Raw genomic sequence first — 23,676 nt, forward strand, 5'->3', positions numbered from 1 at the left:
TCAGAACCCCATGAGTGCTTCGCGGAGCGCGGCGCTCTTGCAGCGCCGCCAGATGCGGTCGATTGCGGCCGGGCCCTTGCGGCGCCGTTTCACGGCGGCATAGGCGCGGCGCATGTCCTTCGGGACGGCTGACCAGTGCCGCTGGCAGATCCATTCGGACCAGCCGAGCTTGTTCAGGCAGCTGCGGCGGCAGCCGGGCATGCAGCAGGAGATCCGGTCAGGCATGCCGTTCGCCCGCCGAAATCGGTGGACAGCGCGCTGCCCTCGCTGCGATGCTAAACATCGACCTGGGAGGTTCACCGCCATGACGACGACATATCGCTACACGGCCCGCCGCAGAGACGATGGAGCGCTCATCCACACGGGCACGATTGAGGACACCGCTGATCAAGGCATGGGCTCGATGGCCGGGACAGTCCGGGCCGCGCTTGTTGGAAGCCACCCTGCTGCTGCTGGTCTTGAGCCCGATGACATCGACGTTGAAATGTCGGCGGTGCTGCCGGGCAGCTAGGCGATCACGACCGGGCATTATGAGCCCCCGGCATCTCGTCCCAGGTGCGGCCGTCCAGCAGCCGGCCGGCGGCTTTCTTGCCGAACCGTTCCATCAGCTGGGAAATGTCCCCTTCGCGGATTGCAAGGTATGCAGGGCCGCCGAATACGGTGCTGACTGACCACAAAGTGCCGACTTGCTCGGCTCGGTCGGCGGGCGTGTCGCGGGTCGCACCTGGTCCCCACTCGCCCCATTGCTTGAAATGGAACGCCACGCCAGCGGCCTGGCACTGGTCGCGCAGGGACCGCGCCCAATCCGGGTGCATCGGCCGCGCGCCGGGCCCGCTCTCGCCGCCGACGATCACGAGGTCGAGCAGCCCTGTGTTTCCCGAAAGATCGCAGCGCCGCAGGCCGTCCAGCCCGGCATAGGTCGAGGTGCCAATATAGGGGTGCGATCCAATCCATGACCGCAGATCCACCGGCCCCAGCAGCGGCTCCATGGACAGAAACCGCACCGTCGCCGGCACCTCCAGCAGCTTCGGGATGTCCCGGTCGGCCTCGGCCTGGTTGACCACCGTGCAGCCCAGCCAGACATTCGACCAGCCGTTGCGCCAGCCCCGCGGCAGCATCTTGACGATGTTGCCGGGCCGCTTGGTCAGCAGCATCCAGTCGAGATGCGGCGTGTCCCAGATCAGCTGCCACAGATCTGCCCGCCATTCCGGTAAGATCGACGCGTGATTGTCGAAGACATCGGCCAGCGAGGCGCAGAAAACGCGGTGCCGTTCGCCGGCGGCGGCCGCCCGGTCCCACGACAAGGGTTTGCGCCAGTTCGCGGCGCTGGTGCGCGTCCGGGCGGCGTGCGGCCCCCAGCGCGTCTCGCGCTGCTGGAGCCCGCGCGCGTCCCACGATTCGGCATAGCAATGGTCGCAGCCCGGCCCGACCTTCTGGCATCCGATCCACGGGTTGAACGTGTGGTGCGTCCACTCGATGTTGCTGTTCTCAGCCATGGCGCGGTTCCTTCGGCGCATAGATCGTCGCGACGGTCGTGTTGATGTTGGTGCCGGATCCGGTGAACGACCCGACCGGCAGGTCATCCCAATGCGGGTGCAGGTCATCCAGCTCGCCATGATCGTAGCGCGCCGAGGCGGGCAGGATCGCGGTCAGCCGGCCGCCGGGCTTGAGGAACCGCAGCGCGTGCCGCACATGCTTGGCATAGTGCCGGCCGTAGAAGGGCGGGTTCATGATCACCTGGTCAAAGTCGGCAGTCGGCACGGTCTCGAGGAAATTGGCCCGGATCACGGCATGCCCCTTGGCCTCGCACATCGCGGCGCGAACCGGGTCCACCTCGCAGCCGATCACCTCGGCGCCGGCGGCGCGCAGGGCATCGAGGAAGCGCCCGCAGCCGCAGGAAGGCTCCAGCACGCGCTGGCCCTGCATCCGATAGCGCAGGCCGGCCAGAACCCGATCCACCACCGAGGTCGGCGTCGCGTAATATTGCAGATCCTTGCTGACCGCCGTGCTGGCGCGCTGCTTGGTCGGCCGAGCATCGTCATCCTGGCAGTCGGGCAGCACCTCGCCGTAGTATTCGGCCAGGGCCCGGTTGATGTCGGCCAAGGCCTCGGGGCCAAAGAACAGGTGGCCGTTCCCGTTCTGGAACGTCTTGAGCCAGACGCCGCGCTTCGGGATGACATGTTCCTTGATCTTCTCGGCCACCGCCTTCGACTGGTCCAGCCCCTTGGCGGCGAGACGTTTCCTCATGCGCTCGGCCTGCCGCGCCTCGTAGGGATCGGGGATGGTGCGGCCTTCTCGCCAGACCTCGCCGTCATGCTCAATGGCAAGAGACAGCTCGGAATGATCTACAAGCGGGAGACCCTGATAGGCGGCCAACGCGTTCAGGATGTCGCGCAATCGGTCCCGGCCCCATGAACCATAGCCCGCCAAGCAGCTGAGAATCACACGCTTGGGCAGGCCCTTCACGCCGATCTTCATCCGCTCGTGCGAGCGGAAAGCCGGATCGAGCTGGCAGAATACCTCGGCCATGCCCCGCAGGATCGCGGCGCGCGGGTTGCGGTATTTCTCGAATACCGACCAGACGTTTTCCTCGGTGAACGCCGGCGGCGCGGCGAACAGCTGGTCGAAGCGCCGCTTGTCCTCGGCGCTGGCGATGCGCTCGAACCCGCCGACCTCATAGACGTGGCGCCATGCCGATTTCAGCAGGCTGTCGGCCAGCAACGATTCATAGGGCGCCCTCGGGTCAATGGAGACCTGGCCCCAGGTGCCGCGCATCGTCGCCGCCGATTTGAGCGCATCCGTCGCGGCCTCGAACGCCTCCAGCGCCACGGGCAGCGCGGCACGCTTGTCCTCATATTCGGCAACCAGTTCGCTGATGCTCAAGGCGGCGCGCTTCGTCGCGACCTCGGACCCGGTGAAGATGTGAGCGTTCATGCCCGCACTCCCACGGGCTCGCTGGTCCAGTCCACCGCCCCGAGGCGCGCGGCGACGGCTGCAACCGACTGGCCGGGATAGACCGCGCGGCCCCGGCCGGTTCGGTCGCAGATCACCACCGCTACGGGCAATTCCCCGCGGCGGTTCGGGCGTTCCGAAAGCGGCTGGATTGGGTCACGTTTTGGGACACAAAACGGGCCACTGTCTTTGCCTAAGCGGCTGTTTTTGCTGATGCTGCTGGGGAAAGTGGCGGAGAGGGTGGGATTCGAACCCACGGAACCCGTGAAGGCTCAACGGTTTTCGAGACCGCCCCGTTCGACCACTCCGGCACCTCTCCGCGCTTTCGGGTGGTGGCGGCGATTTAGACGGGCGGGGGTTGAAGCGCAAGGGGCTTCGCGCGAAAACCGCGAAAATTTTGTCCCTTGGAGGGATCATGGCAGAAACAGGCAGGGCCGGGCAGGCCGAAAGCATCCGGGGACCGCGGCCATGCCGCTGCTGATCGGGCCGCTGGCGCATCCGCTCCTGCGGGCCCGCCTGGCCCCGCAAGCCATCGAGGCCGAACCGTTGCAGGGCAGGCTGATCGGCGGCCGCATGGCCGGGATCGCGGCGGACGGCTGGCCCCGCCTGGCCGTGGGCAGCGACAGCCTGCCGCTCTGGCAGGCCGACTGGACGCCGACCCTGCGCCGCTATGCCGCGATCTTCGGCCTGGCGCCGCAGCGGCATGAGGGCCGGGAGGTGCTGGGCCTGGGCGAGCCGGCCGAGGCCGCATCCGGATGGCAGCCCGAACTGGCGGCCGCGATGGCAGACAGGGTGCTGGCCCTGCCCTGGGACCAGCCGGCCGAGGCGATCCGCAAGCGCCTGCCGATGATCGCCAGCTGGGTCGCCTCGCGCCAGCGCGCCCTGGCCGAGACCGCGGGCCTGCCGCATGTGGGGCCTGCCGCCATCGACCGGACCCGCATCGATTCGGTCGAGGAGCCCTATGCCGACTATTTCTCGGTCGAGGCGATCCGGCTCAGCCAGCACCGCAACGATGGCGGCTGGACGCCGCCGTTGCTGCGCGCGGTCTTCGTCTCGGGCGATGCGACCGTCGTCCTGCCCTGGGACCCGCTGCGCGACCGGGTCATGCTGATCGACCAGCTGCGCGCCGGACCCTTGGCACGCGGCGACGCGCAGCCATGGCTTTACGAGACCGTGGCCGGCCGCGTCGATGCCGGCGAGACCCCGGAACAGGCCGCCCGGCGCGAGGCGGTCGAGGAAACCGGCATCGCCGTGACGCGCCTGTTCCCGGCGCCGCACAACTATCCCAGCCCCGGGGCGGTGGCGGAATACCTTTATCTCTATGTCGGCATCGCCGACCTGCCGGACGACAGCGCCGGGCTGGGCGGGCTTGCGGCCGAGGACGAGGATATCCGCTCGCATCTGATCCCGCGGGCCGAGCTGACCCGCATGGCGCTGGCGGGCGAGATCCGCAACGGACCGCTTCTGAACCTGGCGCTGTGGCTGGAACTGCGCCGCCACGAAATCCGCCGTGAACTGGGGCTGGAGGCAGAGACCGCCCCGGCGGGGTTGCCGCCGTCATAGGGCGGCGTGTAAACCGGGCGGGAACATCCTGCGAAAGGCCAAGCCCATGCGCATCTGCCCCGACCTCGCCTCTGCCATCGGCAACACTCCCCTGATCCGGCTGCGTCGCGCCTCGGAAGAGACCGGCTGCGAGATCCTGGGCAAGGCCGAGTTCATGAACCCGGGCCAGTCGGTCAAGGATCGCGCCGCGCTCTATATCATCAAGGACGCGCTGGAGCGGGGCGAGCTGAAGCCGGGCGGCACCATCGTCGAGGGCACGGCGGGCAATACCGGCATCGGCCTGGCGCTGGTCGGCGCCTCGATGGGCTTCCGCTCGGTCATCGTGATCCCCGAGACGCAGAGCCAGGAGAAAAAGGACATGCTGCGCCTGGCCGGGGCCGAGCTGGTCGAGGTGCCTGCGCAGCCCTACAAGAACCCCAACAACTACGTGCGCTATTCCGGCCGCCTGGCCGAGGAGCTGGCCAGGTCCGAGCCGAACGGCGCCATCTGGGCCAACCAGTTCGACAATGTCGCCAACCGCCAGGCGCATCTGGAAACCACCGGCCCCGAGATCTGGGAACAGACGGGCGGCCGCGTGGACGGCTTCGTCTGCGCGGTCGGTTCGGGCGGGACGCTGGCGGGCGTCGCCATGGCCTTGCAGCCCAAGGGCGTCAAGATGGGCCTGGCCGATCCCGAGGGCGCGGCGCTTTACAGCTTCTATACCGAGGGCAAGTTCGAATCGCCCGGTTCCTCGATCACCGAGGGCATCGGCCAAGGCCGCATCACCGCGAATCTCGAAGGCTTCACCCCGGATTTCGCCTATCGCATCCCGGATGCCGAGGCGCTGCCGGTGATCTTCGACCTGCTGGAATACGAGGGGCTCTGCCTGGGCGGCTCGTCGGGAATAAACGTTGCCGGCGCGATCCGCATGGCGAAGGACATGGGTCCCGGTCACACCATCGTGACGGTGCTTTGCGACTATGGCACGCGTTACCAGACCAAGCTCTTCAACCCCGACTTCCTGCGGGCCAAGGGCCTGCCGGTGCCGGAATGGATGACGCGCCAGCCGGCGGACCTGCCCGAGGTGTATCAGGACTGACCCGCCCCATGCCCCGCCTTTCGTCCCGCCTTGCCGCGCTGCCCCGCCTTGCGACGCTGCTGGCCGTGTTCCTGCTGGCCTTCAGCCTGCCGGTGCTGGCGCAGCAAGAGGCCGAGGCCCCGGATTTCGCCGCCTGGAACAAGCTGGCCGAGCAGGCCGAGCAGATCCTGGAATCCGGCTCGGCCAATGACGTCCGGCTGCAGACCATCCGCGACGAGGTGGTGAAATGGCGCGAGCGGCTTAAGGCGGCGCAGGGCATCAACGCCACGCGGATCGCCACGCTGAAGGAACAGATCGCCGCGCTCGGCCCGCCCCCGGCCGAGGGCCAGACGGAATCCGAGGACATCGCCGCCCGCCGCAAGGAGCTGAACGAGCAGCTCTCGACCCTGCAGGCACCGGGGTTGCAGGCGGTGGAATCCTACGGGCGGGCCGACGGCATCGTCACCCAGATCGACCAGACCCTGCGCGCCCGCCAGACCTTCGCGCTGATCCGCAAGACGCCCTCGCCGCTGAACCCGGCCAACTGGGGACCGGCCATGGCCGAGGCGGGCCATGTCGCCGGCCAGATCTATGCCGAGGCGCGCAACCGCTGGGACAGCACCGGCGGCATGAGCGGCTTTACCGCGCGCCTGCCGCTGATCGGCGGCTTCCTGCTGGTGGCCCTGCTGCTGCTGTCGCGCGGCCGGCACTGGGTCGATTCCCTGCCGTCGCGGCTGTCGGCGCGCGCCAGCGAGCGGTCGCGGGCGGCGCTGATCTTCGGCGTCTCTCTGGGTCAGATCGCCATCCCGCTGATCGGGGTGATCCTGTTTGCGGCGGCGCTGGCCTCGACCGATCTGCTGGAAGAGTGGGGCATGCCGCTCTTGCGATCGGTGCCGGCGGCGGGGCTGTCCTTCTTCGGCGGCATCTGGCTGGCGCGCCGGCTGTTCCCCGCGCCCGACACCGCCGTGCAGCCGCCGCTGCCGATGAGCGAGGAGCACTGCGCCAAAGCGCGGCTGCGGGCCACGCTGCTGGCCTCGGCCCTGGCGCTGCACCAGCTTTTCGCCCGCTCCATCCTGCCGCTTTCCGGCTTCAACAGCCAGAACGACACCGATACCGTGCCCCAGCGCCTTGGCGAGGCTTCGGCCGGGGTCTGGCACTTCCTGCTGGTGCTGTTCGGCGCCTTCTGCCTGTTCCAGCTTTGCAACATGCTGCGCGGGCTGCGGGCGGCCGAGGGCTCGGACACGCCGGATTACCGCATCCGCGTGGTCAGCTTCCTTGCCATGGTGGGGCGGCTGGCGGCGCTGGTCGCGCCGGTTCTGGTGGCGGCGGGCTATGTCACGGCGGGCAACGCGCTGCTCTGGGCGCTGGTGCTGACCCTGGCGCTGGTCGGGCTGCTGATCATCCTGCAGGACTTCACTGCCGACTTCTACGCCATGGCCAAGGGCGGCGACCAGTCGGCGCGCGACGCGCTGATGCCGGTGCTGGTCGGCTTTGCGCTGATCCTGCTGTCGCTGCCGCTTTTCGCGCTGATCTGGGGCGCCCGCGCCAGCGACCTGGCCGAGGCCTGGAGCAAGGCGCAGCAGGGCTTCGCCTTCGGCGGCGTGCGGCTGTCGCCGATGGCGATCCTGACCTTCCTGATCGTCTTTGCCATCGGCTATTTCCTGACCAATTTCGTGCAGGGCGCCTTCCGCAGCTCGATCCTGCCCAAGACCCGGCTGGATGCGGGCGGGCAGAACGCGGTCTCCTCGATGATCGGCTATGTCGGCGTGGCGCTGGCGGCGGTCTTTGCCGTCACCTCGGCCGGGATCGACCTGACCTCGCTGGCCTTCGTCGCCGGTGCGCTGTCGGTCGGCATCGGTTTCGGCATGCAGCAGGTGGTGTCGAACTTCGTGTCGGGCATCATCCTGCTGGTCGAGCGGCCCATCGCGGTCGGCGACTGGATCGAGGTCGGCGGCCAGCAGGGCATCGTCAAGAAGATGGCGGTGCGGGCCACCCAGATCCAGACCTTCGACCGCACCCAGGTGATCGTGCCGAATTCGAACCTGATCACCCAGCCGGTCACCAACTGGACGCGCGGCAGCCTGGCCGGGCGGATCATCGTGCCGATCACGGTGGGGGTGACGGCCGACAGCCGGCAGGTGGCCGCGCTTTTGCGCGAGATCGCCGAGGACCAGCCGACGGTGTTGGTGAACCCGCCCCCGGCGGTGCTGTTGCGCAGCATCACGCCCACGGGACAGAATTACGAACTGCGCGCCGTGCTTTCCGACATCAACGGCGGCACCTCGATCGTCTCCGAGATCAATCATCAGATCCTGGAACGCTTTGCCGCGGCGGGGATCGCGCTGCCCGGCAGCGCGCGAGGCGCGCAGGATATCTACCTGCACCAGGCCGAGGGCGAGGCGCCTGCCGCCCTCTCCTCCGTCGGCCCGCAGGACGAAGAAGACCCGACCGGCCGCAGCAGCTGAGAAGGCGCCGCGCCTTGCGCATGGTCCGCCGGCCGCGCCCCAGGCCCCGTCCGGTTCAAGCCGGCGCCGCGCCCGCCTCTTGCGCCTAGCGGCGCAGGCCGCTGGGCGGCTCCTGTTCGGGCAGGCCCTCTTGCGAAAGCATGATCGCCACCGGGCGCAGCCAGGGGATCTGGGCGCAGACGATCATGATCGCCACCATGATCGGCACGGCCAGGAAGGTGCCGGCGATGCCCCAGACCACGCCCCAGAACGCCAGCGACAGCACGATGCCAAAGGAGGACAGCCGCAGCGTCTGACCCAGCAGCATCGGATCGAAGACATTGCCGATGATGAATTGCACCGCCACGGTCAGCCCGCCCACGGTCAGCGTCGTTGCCGGGTCGCCGGTCTGCGCCAGCACCATGGCTATGGTGATGACCGTGGCCGCGATCGAGCCCAGCGTCGGGATGAAGTTCAGGATGAAGGTCAGCATGGCCACCGCCCCGGCCAGTTCCAGCCCCTGCACCCGGAAGATTGTCCAGATCAGCGCCGCCGTGACGGCGCTGATCGCCGCCTTGACCACCAGATAGCGGTTCACCCGCCGCATGATCTTGTGGACCGTCTCCAGCACCTGCCGGGCCTGGTCCGGGTCGCCGGTCAGGCGCTCGATCTTGATCGGGAACCAGATCCTTTCGCTGAACATGAAGCCGACGAAGGTGAGGATCAGCACCGAGCCCGAGATCAGGTTCGACGCCTGCGCCGCCGCCGAGCGGATCCAGCCGGCGACATCGATATTGCCCATGAAGGTGCTGATCGCCTCCTGCACGTTCGGCCCCCAGCGCTGGCTGAGCCGCGCCAGCGCCGCCTGCGCCCGGTCGGCATAGGCGATCGAGGTCGAGACCACCTCGTTCACCTGCGCCACCACCGCCGTCGCCGCCCAGAGCAGGCCGATGGCGATGGCGATCAGCGCCAGCGTCGTCGCCAGCCAGTTCGGCACCTTCAGCCTTGCAAAGGCGGAAATCGCGTCGCTGGTCAGCGAGAAGATGATGATGGCCAGCACCAGGCAGATGAGGATGAAGCGCGCCTGCACCAGCAGGAACAGGATCAGGCCAAAGGCGATCACGCCCAGAAAGCCGGTCTGCAACCGCTCGCCCAGATGCGAGTCCCGCCCGTTCAATCCCATCCCCTCATGCTGTCGGCGGCAGGGCGCGATGCGCGCGCCCCGGCCCCGTCTCAGGCTTCGGCCTCATCCTCGCCATTCTCGGCGATGCGGGCAACAGAAACCACCTCCTCGCCGGGTGCGGTGCTGAAGACGCGCACGCCGCCGGCAGAGCGCGAGCGGAAGCTGATGCCCTCGACCGGCACCCGGATCGATTGGCCGGTCGAGGTCGCCAGCATGATCTGGTCGTCGCCCTCGACCGGGAAGCTCGCGACCAGCGGCCCGCCGCGCATGGCCTTGTCCATCGCCATGACGCCCTGGCCGCCGCGGCCGCGCAGCGGATAGTCGTGCGACGAACTGATCTTGCCGGCGCCCTTGGCGGTGATGGTCAGGATCAGCTCCTCGGCGGCCGACATCTCGGCATAGCGTTCCTGCGAGATCGCGGTCTCGGCCACGGCATCCTCGTCCTCGTCCTCCTCGGCGCCGTCGTCCAGCGCGCCGGCCACGGCGCGGCGCATCTTCAGATAGGCGGCGCGTTCTTCGGACCCGGCCTCGAAATGCCGGATCACCGACATGCTGACCACCTTGTCGCCGTCGTTCACCAGCCGGATGCCGCGCACGCCGGTGGAATCGCGGCCCTTGAACACCCGCACGTCGGTGGTCGGGAAGCGGATCGCCCGGCCGGCGGCGGTGACCAGCATCACGTCGTCATTCTCGGTCGCCATGCGGGCGCCGATCAGCTCGACCCCTTCGGGCAGCTTCATGGCGATCTTGCCGTTGCGCATGACATTGGCGAAATCCGACAGCGCGTTGCGGCGCACGTCGCCTTCCGAGGTGGCGAAGATCACCTGGTAGCCGTCCCATTCGCTTTGCGGCGCATCGACCGGCATCAGCGCGGCGATGGAAACCCCGGGCTGGATCGGCAGGATATTGACGATGGCCTTGCCCTTGGCGGTCCGCCCGCCCAAGGGTAGCCGCCAGGTCTTCATCCGATAGACCATGCCGTCGGTGGTGAAGAACAGCAGTTCCGTATGGGTATTGGCGACGAACAGGGTCGTCACCACGTCGTCCTCTTTCGTCGCCATGCTGGACAGGCCCTTGCCGCCGCGGCGCTGGCTGCGGAACTCGGCCAGGGCCGTGCGCTTGATATAGCCGCCCGAGGTGATGGTGACGACCATGTCCTCGCGCTCGATCAGGTCCTCGTCGTCCAGATCGCCGGCCCAGTCGGTGATCTCGGTCCGGCGCGGCACGGCGAAGAGGGTCTTCACCTCGGTCAGCTCGTTCGAGATGATGCCCATGATCCGCTCGCGCGAGGCGAGGATGGCCAGGAATTCCCGGATGGAATCGGCCAGCGTCTTCAGCTCGTCGGTGACCTCCTGCACGCCCAGCTGGGTCAGGCGCTGCAGGCGAAGTTCCAGGATGGCGCGGGCCTGGGTCTCGGACAGGTTGTAGGTGCCGTCCTCGTTCACCGGATGCAGCGGGTCGTCGATCAGCCGCAGGTATTCCACGATCTCATGCGCCGGCCAGCGCCGCTCCATCAGCCGCGCCCGCGCCTCGGCGGCGTCGGCCGAGCTGCGGATCGTCGCCACCACCTCGTCCACGTTCGAGACCGCGACGGCAAGGCCGCAGAGCACATGCGCCCGCTCGCGCGCCTTCTTCAGCTCATAGGCGGTGCGGCGGGCGACCACCTCCTCGCGGAAGGCGATGAAATGCGTCAGGAAGTCGCGCAGCGTCAGCTGCTCGGGCCGGCCGCCGTTCAGCGCCAGCATGTTGGCGCCGAAGCTGGTCTGCATGGGGGTAAAGCGGAACAGCTGGTTCAGCACCACCTCGGCGGTGGCGTCGCGCTTCAGCTCGATCACCACCCGCACGCCGACGCGGTCGGATTCGTCCTGCACATGGGCGATGCCCTCGATGCGCTTTTCCTTGGCAAGCTCGGCGATCTTCTCGATCAGCGTCGCCTTGTTCACCTGGAAGGGGATCTCGTCGAGGATGATCGCCTGACGGCCGGCGCGGGTCTCCTCGATCCGGGTCTTGGCCCGCACGACGATGCTGCCGCGCCCTTCCAGATAGGCCTTGCGCACGCCCGAGCGGCCCAGGATGATGCCGCCGGTCGGGAAGTCCGGGCCGGGCACGATCTCCAGCAGCCGCTCGGTCGGCAGGTCCGGGTTCTCGATCAGCGCCAGCGTGGCGTCCACGACCTCGCCCAGGTTGTGCGGCGGGATGTTGGTCGCCATGCCGACGGCGATGCCGCCGGCGCCGTTGACCAGCATGTTCGGGAAACGCGCCGGCAGCACGGTCGGCTCGCGGTCCTTGCCGTCGTAATTGTCCTGGAAATCGACGGTGTCCTTGTCGATATCCATCAGCAGATAGGCCGAGGGCTTGTCCATCCGCACCTCGGTATAGCGCATGGCTGCCGGGCTGTCGCCGTCCATGCTGCCGAAATTGCCCTGGCCGTCCAGAAGCGGCAGAGACATGGAAAAGTCCTGCGCCATCCGCACCAGCGCGTCGTAGATCGAGGCGTCGCCATGCGGGTGATACTTACCCATGGTGTCGCCGACCGGGCGGGCCGACTTGCGATAGGGCTTGTCATGGGTGTTGCCGGTCTCGTGCATGGCGAAGAGCACCCGGCGATGCACCGGCTTCAGCCCGTCGCGCAGGTCGGGAATCGCCCGGCTGACGATCACCGACATGGCATAGTCGAGATAGGAGGAGCGCATCTCGTGCGAGATGTCGATCACCGGGCCGTCGTGATGCATCACGGCGCGCTCCGATCCGCCGTTCTCGGGGGTATCGTCGTCGTTTTCAGGGATGTCAGCCACGGGGGAAACCTCAAGATCTTGTTGGGCATGGGTCTATCCCATACCCGCCTTGGGTGCAATCTTGACGGGGCGCGGCCGGGCGGGAAATCCCGCCTCAGGCCAGCCCGGCCTCGCGCCGGCGGCCGCGGACCGAAGCCAGCCACAGCGCCGCAAGCCCGGCCGAGAGAATGGCGTTCCAGCCCGCCATCGAGATGCCGAACAGGCTCCAGGCCACCTCGTCGCAACGCACCACCGGCGCCTGCTGCAGCGCCGCCATCAGGTCCTGCGTGGACATGGTGGCCAGCCCGGACACGCCGCCCGAGCAATGCTGCGGTCCCTGCCAGATCTGCAACTCGACCCCGGCGTGGTAGATGGCGAGGCCGGTGGCGCAAAGCGCGGCGATCAGCCCCAGCGCCGCCAGCCAGCGTTTCCAGCCGAAGAACCAGATCAGCCCGCCGATGATCGCGGCGACCAGATGCGGCCAGCGTTGCAGGATGCAGAGCTCGCAGGGCGCATAGCCGAGGCTCTGGAAGGTCAGCGCGGCGGCCAGCAGGGCGGCGGAACCCGCGCCGGCGGTCACGGCGATATGCTTGCTCGAAAATCCGTTCATGGGCTTTCGGTTAGGACCGCGCGCGGCGGCCGGCAAGTGCCAATCGCGTGAACTCAATGCGGCTTCCAGGTGACGACGCGGTAAAGATAGATCGCCACCACTGCCACCACCACCAGCTTGGACAGCGGATCGACCCAATCCGCGACCAGCGCATAGTTTTCGTGCAGCATCAGCCCGGCGAATGTCAGCACCCCGGTCCAGAGCGCGCTGCCGATCACGGTATAGAGCAGGAATTTCCACATCGGCATGCGTGCCAGCCCGGCGGGAACCGAGATCAGCGTCCGAATGGCCGGGATCATGCGGCCGAAGAACACCGCCATGGCGCCATGGCGCTGGAACCAGTCATGCGCCGCGTCGATATCCGAGGGCGAGAGCGTCAGCAGACGGCCATGGCGGGCGGCGAAGCGCTTCAGCCGCTCCTCGCCGAACCAGAGGCCGATGTAATACCACATCAGCGTGCCCAGGACCGAGCCGATGGTGCCGACCAGGATGGTCAGGGTCAGCGACATGCGGCCGCTGCCGGCCAGGAAGCCGGCCAGCGGCATGATCACCTCGGAGGGGATGGGCGGAAAGACGTTCTCGGCCACCATCAGCATCAGCACGCCGAGATAGCCCCAGCTCTCGATCGTCGAAACCACCCAGTCGAACATGCCTGCCCCTTTCGTTTCGGACCCTGCTGCGGGCTGGGGCCGGAACTGTCAACCCTGCGCGGGTGTTGCGCCGGGACGAGGTTGCGGTAACCTTGGCGTGAAGGGCCGGATCGCGGCGGGGAGGGTGGCGGATGGAATGGCGGGGCAGACGCGGCAGCCGGAATGTCGAGGACCGGCGCGGCATGGGCCGGGCGGCGGGCGCGGGCGGCATGGGCGTCGTCGGCGTTCTGGTGGTGCTGGCGGTGGGCTATTTCTTCGGCATCGACATCTCGCCCATCGTCGGCGCCATCGATGATGGCGGCCGGCCGGGCGAGCCGCGCGAGCTGACCCAGGAAGAGCGCGAGATCGGCCAGTTCGTCTCGGTGGTGCTGGCCGATACCGAGGAGGTCTGGGCCGGCGTGCTGCCCGACCAGGCGGGGATGCGCTATCAGGAGCCGGGCCTTGTGCTGTTCTCGGGCGCGGTGCAGTCGGCCTGCGGCGGCGCCTCGGCGGCGATGGGGCCGTTCTACTGCCCGGGGGACCGCAAGGTCTATCTGGACACGGATTTCTTCCGGGTGATGGCCGGCAAGATGGGGGCGGGAGGCGATTTCGCCTATGCCTATGTCATCGCGCATGAGATCGGCCATCACGTGCAGAACCTGACCGGAACGCTGGGCGAGGTGAACGGGCTGCGCGCCCGGGTCGGCCAGCGCGATTCGAACCGGCTTTCGGTGCTGACCGAGCTGCAGGCGGATTGCTATGCCGGGATCTGGGCAAGGCAGGCCAGCGAGCAGTTCGGCAGCATCGAGGAGGGCGACATCGACGAGGCGATCAACGCCGCTGCCGCCGTGGGCGACGATACGCTGATGGAAAGCGCCGGCCGCGCGGTGGTGCCCGACGCCTTCACCCATGGCTCGGCCGCCGAGCGCCAGACCTGGTTCAAGCGCGGCTTCGCCTCGGGGCAGATGGCGCAATGCGACACGTTCAAGGCGGCCGGGATGTAGGCGGCCGCTTGGGTATTTGCCGAACGAAGAAGCCGGGCGCTGGGCTTGAGGACGCCGTTGCGGGGGTATGAGGAAAGGGGGCCGGAGCGGCCTTACGGGCGCTGTAGGTGCAGGCCGCGTGGCCGGTCCATGGTCGCCCAGTCCGGCCAGAGCCCGAAATGTTCCAGCCCCGCCAGCAGCAGGCCCGCCGCGATGATGGCGAGCACCAGCATCACGGTGCGCGGCTTCGGCGGGTGTCTTGCCCAGCGTGAAGCCCGGATCAGCCAGATGAGGTTGTTCATCGCCCCTTTCCTTTGCTAGTGCTGCCCGAAACGAATACGGCCCCGGACGATTTCCTTGCCCCAGCACAGCGACAGCCGCATCCTGCCCTATACCGCCGACCAGATGTATGCGCTGGTGGCCGATATCGAAAGATATCCCGAGTTCCTGCCCTGGAACACCGCCGCCCGCATCCGCGCGCGCCGGCCCGGCGCTTCGGGCAGCGAAGTGGTCGAGGCTGACCTGGTCATCAGTTTCAAGGTGTTCCGCGAACGATTCGGCTCTCGCGTGACCTTGTGGCCCGAGACCAGGCGCATCGACACCGAATATCTGGACGGGCCGTTCAAGTATCTGCGCAGCGGCTGGAGCTTCGCGGACCTGCCGGAAGGCGGCTGCAGGGTGGAGTTCTTCGTCGATTTCGAATTCCGCAACGCCATTCTCGGCAAGGTGATCGGCGTGGTCTTCGGCGAGGCGATGTCGCGCATCGTCCGGGCCTTCGAGGACCGGGCCAAGGCGCTTTACGGGACCTGACGGGCGGCCTGCCAGATCGCGTATTCCGGCGCCAGCGCCTCGCGCAGCCGCGCCTCGGCCGCCGGCGGCAGGTCGGTCGTGGCCTGGGGCGAGACGTTCCTGCGCCGCAGCGCGATCCGGGTGCCGAGGCGCTGCGACAGGAATTCGACCAGCGCCGGCATCGCCTCGTAGCGGAAGACGTGATCGACCGCGATGGCGCCGTCATGGTCGATCAGGAATTCCGACTGCCGGCCCAGCCGGGCGTATTCGGGCCGGTTCCCCGGCCGCAGGTAATCGGCGGCGAACGCCTCGAAGCTGACATGGGCGGTGCTGTTCGCATGGCCGATCAGCCCGTCGCGGGCGCGGAAGCGATACCAGCTGCGCAGCCAGTCCAGCGGCTCGCGCACCACCGCCACCGTCTCGAATTCCGGCCCGCCCAGCGGGTTCAGCAGCGGCCGGATGCGGTTGAGATATTGCCGCAGGTTCAGGTGCTTGATTTCCGGGCGCGAGCGGAAGGCGATCTCGGCCTGCGGCGAAAGCGCCTCTTCCAGCGCGGTGGTGCCGGTCTTGGGGACCGAAAGCAGCACGAGGCGGGGCTTGAGAAAGATCAGCATGAACAGGACAACCCATGGACGAAAACACCCCCGCGCATTAGCGGGCGTGTCCCGGGCTGGCAAGGCGGGCCGGGGGTGCCGGCCCGCGCAGGGGATCAGATCACGCCGAAGGCGCGCATCGGCTCGGCCACGCGGATGAAGCCGGCGATGTTGGCGCCGATCACGTAATCGCCCGGGGCGCCGAATTCCTCGGCCGTGCTGTAGCAGCTGTCATGGATGTCGCGCATGATCTCGGCCAGCTTCGCCTCGGTCTTCTCGAAGGACCAGCGGTCGCGCGAGGCGTTCTGCTGCATCTCCAGCGCCGAGGTGGCGACGCCGCCGGCATTCGCCGCCTTGCCGGGGCCGAACTTGACGCCGGCCTGCTGGAAGGCGCGGATCGCCTCGGGGGTGCAGGGCATGTTCGCGCCCTCGCCGACCGCCGTGACGCCGTTCTTGACCAGCTTGGCCGCGTCCTTGCCGGTCAGCTCGTTCTGCGTGGCCGAGGGCATGGCGACCTCGCAGGCCACGTCCCAGATCGAGCCCTCGCCGGATTTCACGAAATAGGCGCCGTTGCCTTCGCCTTTCATCCGGACGTATTGCGAAATGCGGCCGCGGCGCACCTCCTTGATTTCCTTGACTAGCGCCAGGTCGATGCCGGACTCGTCCACGATATAGCCAGAGCTGTCCGAGCAGGCGATGACCTTGCCGCCGAATTCCTGCACCTTCTCGATGGTGTAGATCGCGACGTTGCCCGAGCCCGAGACCACGACCGTCTTGCCGTCGAAATCGGTGCCGCCGGTCTTCAGCATGGCCTGGGTGAAATAGGTGTTGCCGTAGCCGGTCGCTTCCTTGCGGGCCAGCGAGCCGCCGTAGAACAGCCCCTTGCCGGTCAGCACGCCGGCCTCGTAGCGGTTGGTCAGGCGCTTGTACTGGCCGAACATATAGCCGATCTCGCGCGCGCCGACGCCGATATCGCCGGCCGGCACGTCGGTATATTCGCCCAGGTGGCGGTAAAGCTCGGTCATGAAGCTTTGGCAGAAGCGCATGATCTCGCCGTCCGAGCGGCCCTTGGGATCGAAGTCCGAGCCGCCCTTGCCGCCGCCGATGGGCAGACCGGTCAGCGCGTTCTTGAAGATCTGTTCGAAGCCGAGGAACTTGATGATGCCCACGTTCACCGAGGGGTGGAAGCGCAGGCCGCCCTTGTAGGGGCCCATGGCCGAGGAGAACTGCACCCGGAAGCCGCGATTGATCTGCACGCGGCCCTTGTCGTCGGTCCACGGCACGCGGAAGATGATCTGGCGCTCGGGCTCGCAGATGCGCTCGATCAGCGCGTCTTCGAGGTAGTCCGGGCGCTTGGCGACCACCCGGCCCAGGCTTTCCAGCACCTCGCGCACGGCCTGATGGAACTCGGGCTCGCCGGCGTTGCGGCGGACCACCTCCTCGTAGATGGGGGCAAGCTTGTCATCGATCTGCGGCATGTCGCGGAATCCTTCCCTTGGGGTCGGAAGGCTCCTTAGCCCAAGGTTCAGGCAGTTTGAATGGGGCAGGCGCAATATTTGGGCAAAATGCCGAAGTTTTCGGCGGAATGCTGTGCCGACCCGATAATAAATCGGTAAATATCAAAGAGTAACGCGATTTTGTTCTGCCTGTTGACAGAGCAGCAGGCTTTTCCGCGCCTTTCCGCAAACGAAAAGACCGCCCGGCGCCTCCCCGCGCCGGGCGGTCGGCATGCGCCGGGGGCCGGGTCAGCGCCGCCCCGCCTCCAGCGCGTCCTCGAAGGTGCGCAGGCCGGTGACCGGCGACTGCACCAGCACCGCCATGTTGCCGGGCTTGTGCTGGTTGCGCAGCATCTTCAGATGCGCCTGCGGGATTTCCGCCCAGGGGAAGACCTCGGACATGCAGGGATCGATGCGGCGTTCCAGCATCAGCTTGTTGGCGGCGCTGGCCTGTTTCAGATGCGCGAAGTGGCTGCCCTGCAGGCGCTTCTGGTGCATCCACATGTAGCGCACGTCGAAGGTGCAGTTGAAGCCCGAGGTGCCGGCGCAGATCACCACCATGCCGCCCTTCTTGCAGACCAGGGTCGAGACGGGGAAGGTCGCCTCGCCCGGGTGCTCGAAGACGATGTCGACGTTCACGCCCTTGCCGGTGATGTCCCAGATCGCCTTGCCGAACTTGCGCGCCTCGGCGAACCACTCCTTGTATTCGGGGGTGTTCACCGTGGGCAGCTGGCCCCAGCACTTGAAGTCCTTGCGGTTGATGACGCCCTTGGCGCCCAGCGACATGACGAATTCGCGCTTGTCCTCGTCGCTGATGACGCCGATGGCGTTCGCCCCCGCCGCGTTGATCAGCTGGATGGCGAAGCTGCCAAGCCCGCCCGAGGCGCCCCAGACCAGCACGTTCATGCCCGGCTTCAGCTCATGCGGCTCGTGGCCGAACAGCATCCGGTAGGCGGTGGCCAGCGTCAGCGTGTAGCAGGCCGATTCCTCCCAGGTCAGGTGGCGGGGCCGCTTCATCAGCTGCTGGGCCTGGACGCGAGTGAATTGCGCGAAGCTGCCGTCCGGCGTCTCATAGCCCCAGATGCGCTGGCTGGGCGAATACATCGGGTCGCCGCCGTTGCATTCCTCGTCGTTGCCGTCGTCCTGGTTGCAGTGGATGACGACCTCGTCGCCGACCTTCCAGTTCTTGACCTTGTCGCCCACCGCCCAGACGATGCCCGAGGCGTCGGAACCGGCGATGTGATAGGGCGCGCCATGCCCGTCGAAGGGGCTGATCGGAACGCCCAGGCCAGCCCAGATGCCGTTGTAATTGACGCCCGCCGCCATCACCAGGACCAGCACCTCGTTGCTGTCGATGGGCGGCGTCTCGACCACCTCGACCTGCATGGCCTTGTCGGGCTCGCCATGGCGTTCGCGCCGGATCGCCCAAGCGTACATCTGCTTGGGCACATAGCCCAGAGGCGGCATCTCGCCGATCTCGTAAAGGTCCTTTTCCGGTGCGTCATAGGGCGCGATCGGGGTCGGTTGGTCCAGGGCCATCTCAGAGTCCTCTCTTGCCGCCTCCTTGCGCCGGGGGTTCCGCCGCGGCGCAGAATCAGCGCGGGTTACAGGGCAGGTTGTAAGATCGTCCGCGCAACAATGCAACATTCCAGATGCAGAAATTATAATAATCTGTCGTAACGGATTTGCGAGGCGCCGCAATGCAGCGCAGATCGGGCGTCTTTACCCCGCCAGATGCCGCAGCAGGAAACCGGCCAGCGCCTCTTGCGTGCGGGTAGCCGTGAAACCGGCGCTGCCATGGCGCTCATCGGGCAGAATGGCGAAATCCACAGCCGCACCGGGATTGATCGCCAGCCAGGCCTCGCGCAGGCGCCGCGCCTGGCCCGGCGGAACGATGCGGTCTTCTGCCCCGTGGCGGATCATCAGCGGCGGCAGCGGCGTGCCGGGGCGCATGGCGCCCAGCCGGCCGACCGGCGACAGCGCCGTCGCCTCGTCTCGGCGCTGGCCCACGGCATAGCCGACCAGCAGCGATTCGGCGCTTTGCGGCGAATCGGCGGGCAGGCGTCTGGGCTCGCCGCCCAGCCGCGCCATGTCGGCATCCATGCTGCCGAAGTCCATCGGCCCGTAGAAATCGACCACCGCGCGCGGCGGCCGGCCCTGCATCGCCAGCGTCAGCGCCGCCGAGACCGCCAGGAACGCCCCGGCCGAACGCCCGCCCAAGGCGCCGCGCCCCGGCTTCAGGCCCAGATCGGGCCCGTCACGGCGCAGGAAGTCCAGAGCGGCCAGCACATCCTGTTCCTGCGCCGGCCAGAGCGCCTCATTCGACAGCCGGTAATTCATTCGGATCACGGCGATTCCTGCCCGCAGCAGCTCGGGCGGCACCGGCAAGAGCCGCTTGTCGCCGGCGCGGAAGCCGCCGCCATGCAGGTCGAGCAGCCAGGGGAAAGGTCCGCCGCCCTGCGGCAGATGGATGTCCAGCCGGTTGCGGGGCGAGGCATCGGAATAGGCCAAATCGTGCAATCCGGGCCGCGCCCCGGCCGGCCGAGCCGCCAGAGCGGCCAGGATCCCAAGAGTCGAGCGGCGGGTCAGCACCATGGCGCGCTCCGTTCCTGTCGATGGGCCTCGTCCGTGGGCCTCGTCCGTCGGGGCCAAGGCTAGCATCCGCCCTTCCCGCCGCCAACGCTGCAACTGCATTATTTGCCCCGGCCGCAGGTTTTCCCGGTTTTCTGCCGTTTTCCACGGCATCGACCGAGAACATCGCACCGACCGCAGCGTCAGGTTCTCTCTGCGATGCGGCGAATTGACCGGGCAGGATTATTACGCTATCGCTATGCCTGTCGTAATAATGTTGCGAGGGAAATCCCGTGGCCGAGAAAGACAAACCCTGGCTCTTCCGCACCTATGCGGGCCATTCGACCGCCGAGAAATCCAACGCACTTTATCGGGGCAACCTTGCCAAGGGGCAGACCGGCCTGTCGGTGGCCTTCGACCTGCCGACGCAGACCGGCTATGACAGCGACCATGTCCTGGCGCGGGGAGAGGTCGGCAAGGTCGGCGTGCCGATCTGCCACCTGGGCGACATGCGGGCGCTGTTCGACCAGATCCCGCTGGAACAGATGAACACCTCGATGACCATCAACGCCACCGCGCCCTGGCTCTTGTCGCTCTATATCGCCGTGGCCGAGGAGCAGGGTGCAGATGTCACCAAGCTGCAAGGCACGGTGCAGAACGACATCATCAAGGAATACCTGTCGCGCGGCACCTATATCTGCCCGCCGAAGCCCTCGCTGCGGATGATCACCGACGTCGCGGCCTATACGGCGAAGCACCTGCCGAAATGGAACCCGATGAACGTCTGCTCCTACCACCTGCAAGAGGCGGGGGCGACGCCCGAGCAGGAGCTGGCCTATGCGCTGGCCACGGGCATCGCGGTGCTCGACGATCTGAAAACCAAGGTCGAGCCGCAGGATTTCCCGGCCATGGTCGGGCGCATCAGCTTCTTCGTGAACGCCGGCATCCGCTTCGTGACCGAGATGTGCAAGATGCGCGCCTTCACCGAACTCTGGGACGAGATCTGCCGTACCCGCTATGGCATCGAGGAGGAAAAATACCGCCGCTTCCGCTATGGCGTGCAGGTGAACTCGCTGGGCCTGACCGAGCAGCAGCCGGAGAACAACGTCTATCGCATCCTGCTGGAGATGCTGGCGGTGGTGCTGTCGAAGAATGCCCGCGCCCGCGCGGTGCAGCTGCCGGCCTGGAACGAGGCGCTGGGCCTGCCGCGCCCCTGGGACCAGCAATGGTCGCTAAGGATGCAGCAGATCGTCGCCTATGAAACCGACCTGCTGGAATATGGCGACCTCTTCGACGGCAACCCGGCCATCGCCGCCAAGGTCGAGGAGCTGAAATCCGGCGCCCGCGCGGAGCTGGCGACGCTGGACGAAATGGGCGGCGCCATTGCCGCCATCGAATACATGAAGTCGCGGCTGGTCGAATCCAACGCCGAGCGGTTGAACCGGATCGAGGCCAACGAAACGGTGGTCGTGGGCGTCAATCGCTGGCAGCAGGGCGAGCCCTCGCCGCTGACCGCGGGCGACGGCGGCATCATGGTCGTCGATCCGGCGGTCGAGCAGGACCAGATCGCCCGGCTGAACGCCTGGCGGCAGGCGCGCGACGAGGCGGCCGTCGAGACCGCCCTCGCCGCGCTGCGCGATGCCGCGCAGAGGGGCCAGAACGTCATGCCGTTTTCCATCGCCGCGGCCAAGGCGGGTGCGACGACCGGCGAATGGGCGGCGGTGATGCGCCAGGTGCACGGCGAATATCGCGGCCCGACCGGCGTCTCGGCCAGCCCGTCCAACCGCACCGAGGGGCTGGAGCCGATCCGCGAGGCGGTGGACGCCGTCAGCCGCCGCCTGGGCCGGCGGCTGAAATTCCTGGTCGGCAAGCCCGGGCTCGACGGCCATTCCAACGGCGCCGAGCAGATCGCCTTCCGCGCCCGCGATTGCGGCATGGACATCACCTATGAAGGCATCCGCCTGACGCCCGAGCAGATCGTGACGCGCGCCGCCGAGGACAATGCCCATGTCGTCGGCCTGTCGATCCTGTCGGGCAGCCACCTGCCGCTGATCGAGGAACTGATGGAGCGCATGCGAGCCGCCGGTCTTTCGCATGTCCCGGTGGTGGTAGGCGGCATCATCCCCGACGAGGACGCGGCCCGGCTGCTGAAGATGGGCGTGGCGCGGGTCTATACGCCCAAGGATTTCGAGCTCAACCGGATCATGATGGATATCGTGGCCCTGGTCGAGCCCGAGGAGGCGGTCGCCTGATCCGGTGGCAAGGCCGCATGGGTATTTGAGGAACGAAGAAGTCCGGGAGCGGTGCCCTCGGCTTCTCTGTTGTGCAAATACCCAAATCGCGGCCGCGCCGTCAGTCCTTCAGCAGCAGAAGCAGCGCGGCGACGGTCGCCAGCACCCCGGGCAGCACGGCGAGCGGCGGCAGGCCACGGGTCAATGCGGCCTCGAGCCCGATCACCCAGGCCGGGGTCAGATAGGTATAGGCCATCACCTTGGAGGAGGGCAGGCGCATGGTGGCGAATTGCACCAGCGCCGTGGTCAGCGCGCTGGCGAAGATCGCCACATAGAGCAGCGTCACCCAGACGATGGCCGGCAGATGCGCCCAATCGGTGCGCAGGATCGCCTCTCCGCCCCAGACCAGCAGGATCAGCCCGCCTGCGCAGAGCGTGGCGAAGGTCGACACGATCGGCGTCTCGCCGCGGTTCAGCCGCCGCACCATCGGCGTATAGAGCGCATGCGCCGCGCAGCCGACCAGGTAGATCGCCTCGCCGCGGCCGAATTCCAGCCGCATCAGCGCCGCCGCGTCGCCGCCGAAGATCACCCAGAGCGAGCCCGCCGCCCCCAGCGCCAGCGCCACGGCGATGCGCCCGGTCATGCGCTGACGCATCAGAAGCCAGCCGAAGCCCGCCGACATCAGCGGCGTCAACGTGAACACCGCCGCCGCCGAGACCGGCAGAGCGGTCTTGAGCCCCTCGAACATCAGCACGAAATAGGCGGCGAAAAGCCCGCCCAGCAGAAGGTAGCGCCAGGGTGCCCGAAAGCTTGCGCGCGGGATGCCGGGGCCGGCAAGGGCCACGCCGCCGACCACGCCCGCTGCGATGGCGAAGCGCGCCGCCGAGATCGCCGCCGGGTCGATCAGGTTCGCCGCCCGCGCGCCGAGCGAGAACGAGCCGGCGATCGCGGCCGAGAACAGCAGCATCGCCGCATGGCCCTGCAGCGCCTCGCGCCGCATCTGCGGCACCGCGGACAGTTCGGCCATCAGCCGCGGCCCAGCATGTAGAATTCGTCGTTCGGCCGGATGTCGCCGGCATTCACCAGCCGGTTCGACATGCCGAAGAAGGCGGCGATGGCGCCGATGTCCCAGATCTCGTCCTGGTCGAAGCCGGCCTCGCGCAGCGCCTGGTGATCCGCCTTGCCGATCTGCTGGGCGTTCAGCGCCACCTTCTCGGCATAGGCCAGCATGGCGCGTTCGCGCGGCGTGAGGTCGGCCTTGCGCCAGTTCACCGCCGCCTGGTCGGCGATGAAGGCATTCTTCGCGCGGATGCGCAGGATCGCGCCATGCGCCACCACGCAATACTGGCACTGGTTCAGCCCCGAGGTGGCGACCACGATCAGCTCGCGCTCGGCCTTGGTCAGGCCCGACTCGCGCTCCATCAGCGCGTCGTGATAGGCGAAGAAGGCGCGGAACTCGTCCGGGCGATGCGCCAGCGCCAGGAAGACGTTCGGCACGAAGCCGGATTTCTCGGCCACCTTGCGGATGCGCGTGGCGATGTCCTCGGGCATCTCGTCAAGCGAGGGCACGGGAAAGCGGCTGATGGGATGGGTCATGGCTCGGTCCTCCGGGGGCCGAGGTTTTCACCAAAGCCGGGGCAGGGTCAACCGGGCCGCGCTTGACTCCGCGGGCCATTGCGCCTATCCACGCCGGGATTCCCGGAAGGTCCGCCCTTCCGGTCCCCGCCCGCCGGGGATCGCCCCCCGTCAGCGCGTTGCGCCCACGGGGGCGTCACTGTTTATTCGCGTCCCACATCCGGGG

At 67.7% G+C, this 23,676-nt stretch carries 21 protein-coding genes and 1 tRNA gene; 7 read left to right on the forward strand and 15 right to left on the reverse strand.

The genetic code is table 11. The features are described from left to right. Entirely contained in the window at nt 1-225 is a 225-nt protein-coding gene (locus LOS78_RS01980) for a hypothetical protein (protein WP_230376654.1), read from the reverse strand. 79 nt (nt 226-304) lie between these two features. Here LOS78_RS01980 and LOS78_RS01985 point away from each other — a divergent pair, with 79 nt between their 5' ends. Further along, on the forward strand, nt 305-511 hold the full coding sequence (locus LOS78_RS01985; RefSeq protein ID WP_230376655.1) for a hypothetical protein: 207 nt from the start codon (nt 305-307) through the stop codon (nt 509-511). A gap of 4 nt (nt 512-515) precedes the next feature. Here the strand turns inward: LOS78_RS01985 and LOS78_RS01990 are convergent, their stop codons facing one another. The 3 genes from LOS78_RS01990 to LOS78_RS02000 form a co-directional block, all read right to left on the reverse strand. Next, nucleotides 516-1,496: a DUF5131 family protein gene (locus LOS78_RS01990; protein ID WP_230376656.1), complete on the reverse strand. Its 981-nt coding sequence runs from the start codon at nt 1,494-1,496 to the stop codon at nt 516-518. Next, on the reverse strand, nt 1,489-2,934 hold the full coding sequence (locus LOS78_RS01995; RefSeq protein WP_230376657.1) for a DUF4942 domain-containing protein: 1,446 nt from the start codon (nt 2,932-2,934) through the stop codon (nt 1,489-1,491). Before LOS78_RS01995 ends, LOS78_RS01990 begins: the two co-directional genes overlap by 8 nt. Before the next feature lie 247 nt (nt 2,935-3,181). Further along, a tRNA-Ser gene (locus tag LOS78_RS02000) sits at nt 3,182-3,271 on the reverse strand. A gap of 149 nt (nt 3,272-3,420) precedes the next feature. Here LOS78_RS02000 and LOS78_RS02005 point away from each other — a divergent pair. The 3 genes from LOS78_RS02005 to LOS78_RS02015 are packed head-to-tail and all read left to right on the forward strand — an operon-like array spanning nt 3,421 to nt 8,037. After that, nucleotides 3,421-4,515, forward strand: a complete 1,095-nt coding sequence (locus LOS78_RS02005; protein WP_305802563.1) for an NUDIX domain-containing protein — start codon at nt 3,421-3,423, stop codon at nt 4,513-4,515. A 46-nt stretch (nt 4,516-4,561) separates the two neighbouring features. Then, on the forward strand, nt 4,562-5,593 hold the full coding sequence (locus LOS78_RS02010) for a cysteine synthase A (RefSeq protein ID WP_230376658.1): 1,032 nt from the start codon (nt 4,562-4,564) through the stop codon (nt 5,591-5,593). 8 nt (nt 5,594-5,601) lie between these two features. Next, a complete protein-coding gene (locus LOS78_RS02015) occupies nt 5,602-8,037 on the forward strand; it encodes a DUF3772 domain-containing protein (RefSeq protein ID WP_230376659.1) in 2,436 nt (811 codons plus the stop codon). An 85-nt stretch (nt 8,038-8,122) separates the two neighbouring features. Here LOS78_RS02015 and LOS78_RS02020 read toward each other — a convergent pair whose 3' ends face one another. The 4 genes from LOS78_RS02020 to LOS78_RS02035 form a co-directional block, all read right to left on the reverse strand. Further along, a complete protein-coding gene (locus LOS78_RS02020) occupies nt 8,123-9,193 on the reverse strand; it encodes an AI-2E family transporter (RefSeq protein WP_028712473.1) in 1,071 nt (356 codons plus the stop codon). 56 nt (nt 9,194-9,249) lie between these two features. Continuing rightward, on the reverse strand, nt 9,250-11,994 hold the full coding sequence (gene gyrA / locus LOS78_RS02025; RefSeq protein WP_371824703.1) for a DNA gyrase subunit A: 2,745 nt from the start codon (nt 11,992-11,994) through the stop codon (nt 9,250-9,252). Nucleotides 11,995-12,088: 94 nt separating this feature from the next. Next, complete coding sequence (locus LOS78_RS02030) at nt 12,089-12,583, reverse strand: disulfide bond formation protein B (protein WP_230376660.1); 495 nt, start codon at nt 12,581-12,583, stop codon at nt 12,089-12,091. A gap of 53 nt (nt 12,584-12,636) precedes the next feature. Then, entirely contained in the window at nt 12,637-13,233 is a 597-nt protein-coding gene (locus LOS78_RS02035) for a DedA family protein (RefSeq protein WP_028712476.1), read from the reverse strand. A 131-nt stretch (nt 13,234-13,364) separates the two neighbouring features. Between LOS78_RS02035 and LOS78_RS02040 the strand changes: the two genes are divergently transcribed. Further along, nucleotides 13,365-14,216 (forward strand): neutral zinc metallopeptidase, encoded by an 852-nt coding sequence (locus tag LOS78_RS02040; protein ID WP_230376661.1) that lies wholly within the window; start codon nt 13,365-13,367, stop codon nt 14,214-14,216. A 92-nt stretch (nt 14,217-14,308) separates the two neighbouring features. On the opposite strand, the gene LOS78_RS02045 is transcribed toward LOS78_RS02040, so the two are convergent. Next, a complete protein-coding gene (locus LOS78_RS02045) occupies nt 14,309-14,497 on the reverse strand; it encodes a hypothetical protein (protein WP_028712478.1) in 189 nt (62 codons plus the stop codon). Nucleotides 14,498-14,552: 55 nt separating this feature from the next. Here LOS78_RS02045 and LOS78_RS02050 point away from each other — a divergent pair, with 55 nt between their 5' ends. Further along, on the forward strand, nt 14,553-15,005 hold the full coding sequence (locus tag LOS78_RS02050) for a type II toxin-antitoxin system RatA family toxin (RefSeq protein ID WP_028712479.1): 453 nt from the start codon (nt 14,553-14,555) through the stop codon (nt 15,003-15,005). On the opposite strand, the gene LOS78_RS02055 is transcribed toward LOS78_RS02050, so the two are convergent. From LOS78_RS02055 to LOS78_RS02070, 4 genes are all read right to left on the reverse strand, one after another. Beyond that, the gene (locus tag LOS78_RS02055; RefSeq protein ID WP_230376662.1) at nt 14,993-15,598 is read right to left on the reverse strand and encodes a gamma-glutamyl kinase; all 606 of its coding nucleotides are present in this window, start codon (nt 15,596-15,598) and stop codon (nt 14,993-14,995) included. The genes LOS78_RS02050 and LOS78_RS02055 overlap by 13 nt on opposite strands. 95 nt (nt 15,599-15,693) lie before the next feature. Continuing rightward, nucleotides 15,694-17,055 (reverse strand): NADP-specific glutamate dehydrogenase, encoded by a 1,362-nt coding sequence (gene gdhA, locus LOS78_RS02060; RefSeq protein ID WP_028712481.1) that lies wholly within the window; start codon nt 17,053-17,055, stop codon nt 15,694-15,696. Nucleotides 17,056-17,322: 267 nt separating this feature from the next. Continuing rightward, nucleotides 17,323-18,612, reverse strand: a complete 1,290-nt coding sequence (ccrA, locus tag LOS78_RS02065; protein WP_028712482.1) for a crotonyl-CoA carboxylase/reductase — start codon at nt 18,610-18,612, stop codon at nt 17,323-17,325. A gap of 183 nt (nt 18,613-18,795) precedes the next feature. Beyond that, nucleotides 18,796-19,668, reverse strand: a complete 873-nt coding sequence (locus LOS78_RS02070; protein ID WP_230376663.1) for an alpha/beta hydrolase — start codon at nt 19,666-19,668, stop codon at nt 18,796-18,798. 269 nt (nt 19,669-19,937) lie between these two features. On the opposite strand from LOS78_RS02070, the gene LOS78_RS02075 reads away from it, so the two are divergent. Further along, nucleotides 19,938-21,896 carry a protein meaA gene (locus LOS78_RS02075; RefSeq protein WP_028716325.1) on the forward strand — a complete coding sequence of 653 codons (1,959 nt, stop codon included), beginning with the start codon at nt 19,938-19,940 and terminating at the stop codon, nt 21,894-21,896. A gap of 100 nt (nt 21,897-21,996) precedes the next feature. On the opposite strand, the gene LOS78_RS02080 is transcribed toward LOS78_RS02075, so the two are convergent. Together LOS78_RS02080 and LOS78_RS02085 are read right to left on the reverse strand one after the other, a co-directional pair. Beyond that, nucleotides 21,997-22,902 (reverse strand): DMT family transporter, encoded by a 906-nt coding sequence (locus LOS78_RS02080; protein WP_230376664.1) that lies wholly within the window; start codon nt 22,900-22,902, stop codon nt 21,997-21,999. After that, nucleotides 22,902-23,471, reverse strand: a complete 570-nt coding sequence (locus tag LOS78_RS02085) for a peroxidase-related enzyme (protein WP_230376665.1) — start codon at nt 23,469-23,471, stop codon at nt 22,902-22,904. The genes LOS78_RS02080 and LOS78_RS02085 overlap by 1 nt, the downstream gene beginning before the upstream one ends. Nucleotides 23,472-23,676 lie beyond the last annotated feature (205 nt).

Source organism: Paracoccus sp. MA (assembly GCF_020990385.1).
In the GTDB taxonomy this organism is placed as follows: domain Bacteria; phylum Pseudomonadota; class Alphaproteobacteria; order Rhodobacterales; family Rhodobacteraceae; genus Paracoccus.

Coding starts and splice junctions, on each gene's coding strand:
- LOS78_RS02070 (WP_230376663.1), bottom strand. CDS start 19,668: ATGGTGCTGACCCGCCGCTCGACTCTTGGGATCCTGGCCGCTCTGGCG.
- LOS78_RS02055 (WP_230376662.1), bottom strand. CDS start 15,598: ATGCTGATCTTTCTCAAGCCCCGCCTCGTGCTGCTTTCGGTCCCCAAG.
- LOS78_RS02085 (WP_230376665.1), bottom strand. CDS start 23,471: ATGACCCATCCCATCAGCCGCTTTCCCGTGCCCTCGCTTGACGAGATG.
- gdhA (WP_028712481.1), bottom strand. CDS start 17,055: ATGCCGCAGATCGATGACAAGCTTGCCCCCATCTACGAGGAGGTGGTC.
- LOS78_RS01995 (WP_230376657.1), bottom strand. CDS start 2,934: ATGAACGCTCACATCTTCACCGGGTCCGAGGTCGCGACGAAGCGCGCC.
- LOS78_RS01990 (WP_230376656.1), bottom strand. CDS start 1,496: ATGGCTGAGAACAGCAACATCGAGTGGACGCACCACACGTTCAACCCG.
- LOS78_RS02005 (WP_305802563.1), top strand. CDS start 3,421: ATGCCGCTGCTGATCGGGCCGCTGGCGCATCCGCTCCTGCGGGCCCGC.
- LOS78_RS02080 (WP_230376664.1), bottom strand. CDS start 22,902: ATGGCCGAACTGTCCGCGGTGCCGCAGATGCGGCGCGAGGCGCTGCAG.
- LOS78_RS01985 (WP_230376655.1), top strand. CDS start 305: ATGACGACGACATATCGCTACACGGCCCGCCGCAGAGACGATGGAGCG.
- LOS78_RS02015 (WP_230376659.1), top strand. CDS start 5,602: ATGCCCCGCCTTTCGTCCCGCCTTGCCGCGCTGCCCCGCCTTGCGACG.
- LOS78_RS02040 (WP_230376661.1), top strand. CDS start 13,365: ATGGAATGGCGGGGCAGACGCGGCAGCCGGAATGTCGAGGACCGGCGC.
- LOS78_RS02030 (WP_230376660.1), bottom strand. CDS start 12,583: ATGAACGGATTTTCGAGCAAGCATATCGCCGTGACCGCCGGCGCGGGT.
- LOS78_RS01980 (WP_230376654.1), bottom strand. CDS start 225: ATGCCTGACCGGATCTCCTGCTGCATGCCCGGCTGCCGCCGCAGCTGC.
- LOS78_RS02045 (WP_028712478.1), bottom strand. CDS start 14,497: ATGAACAACCTCATCTGGCTGATCCGGGCTTCACGCTGGGCAAGACAC.
- LOS78_RS02010 (WP_230376658.1), top strand. CDS start 4,562: ATGCGCATCTGCCCCGACCTCGCCTCTGCCATCGGCAACACTCCCCTG.
- LOS78_RS02035 (WP_028712476.1), bottom strand. CDS start 13,233: ATGTTCGACTGGGTGGTTTCGACGATCGAGAGCTGGGGCTATCTCGGC.
- ccrA (WP_028712482.1), bottom strand. CDS start 18,612: ATGGCCCTGGACCAACCGACCCCGATCGCGCCCTATGACGCACCGGAA.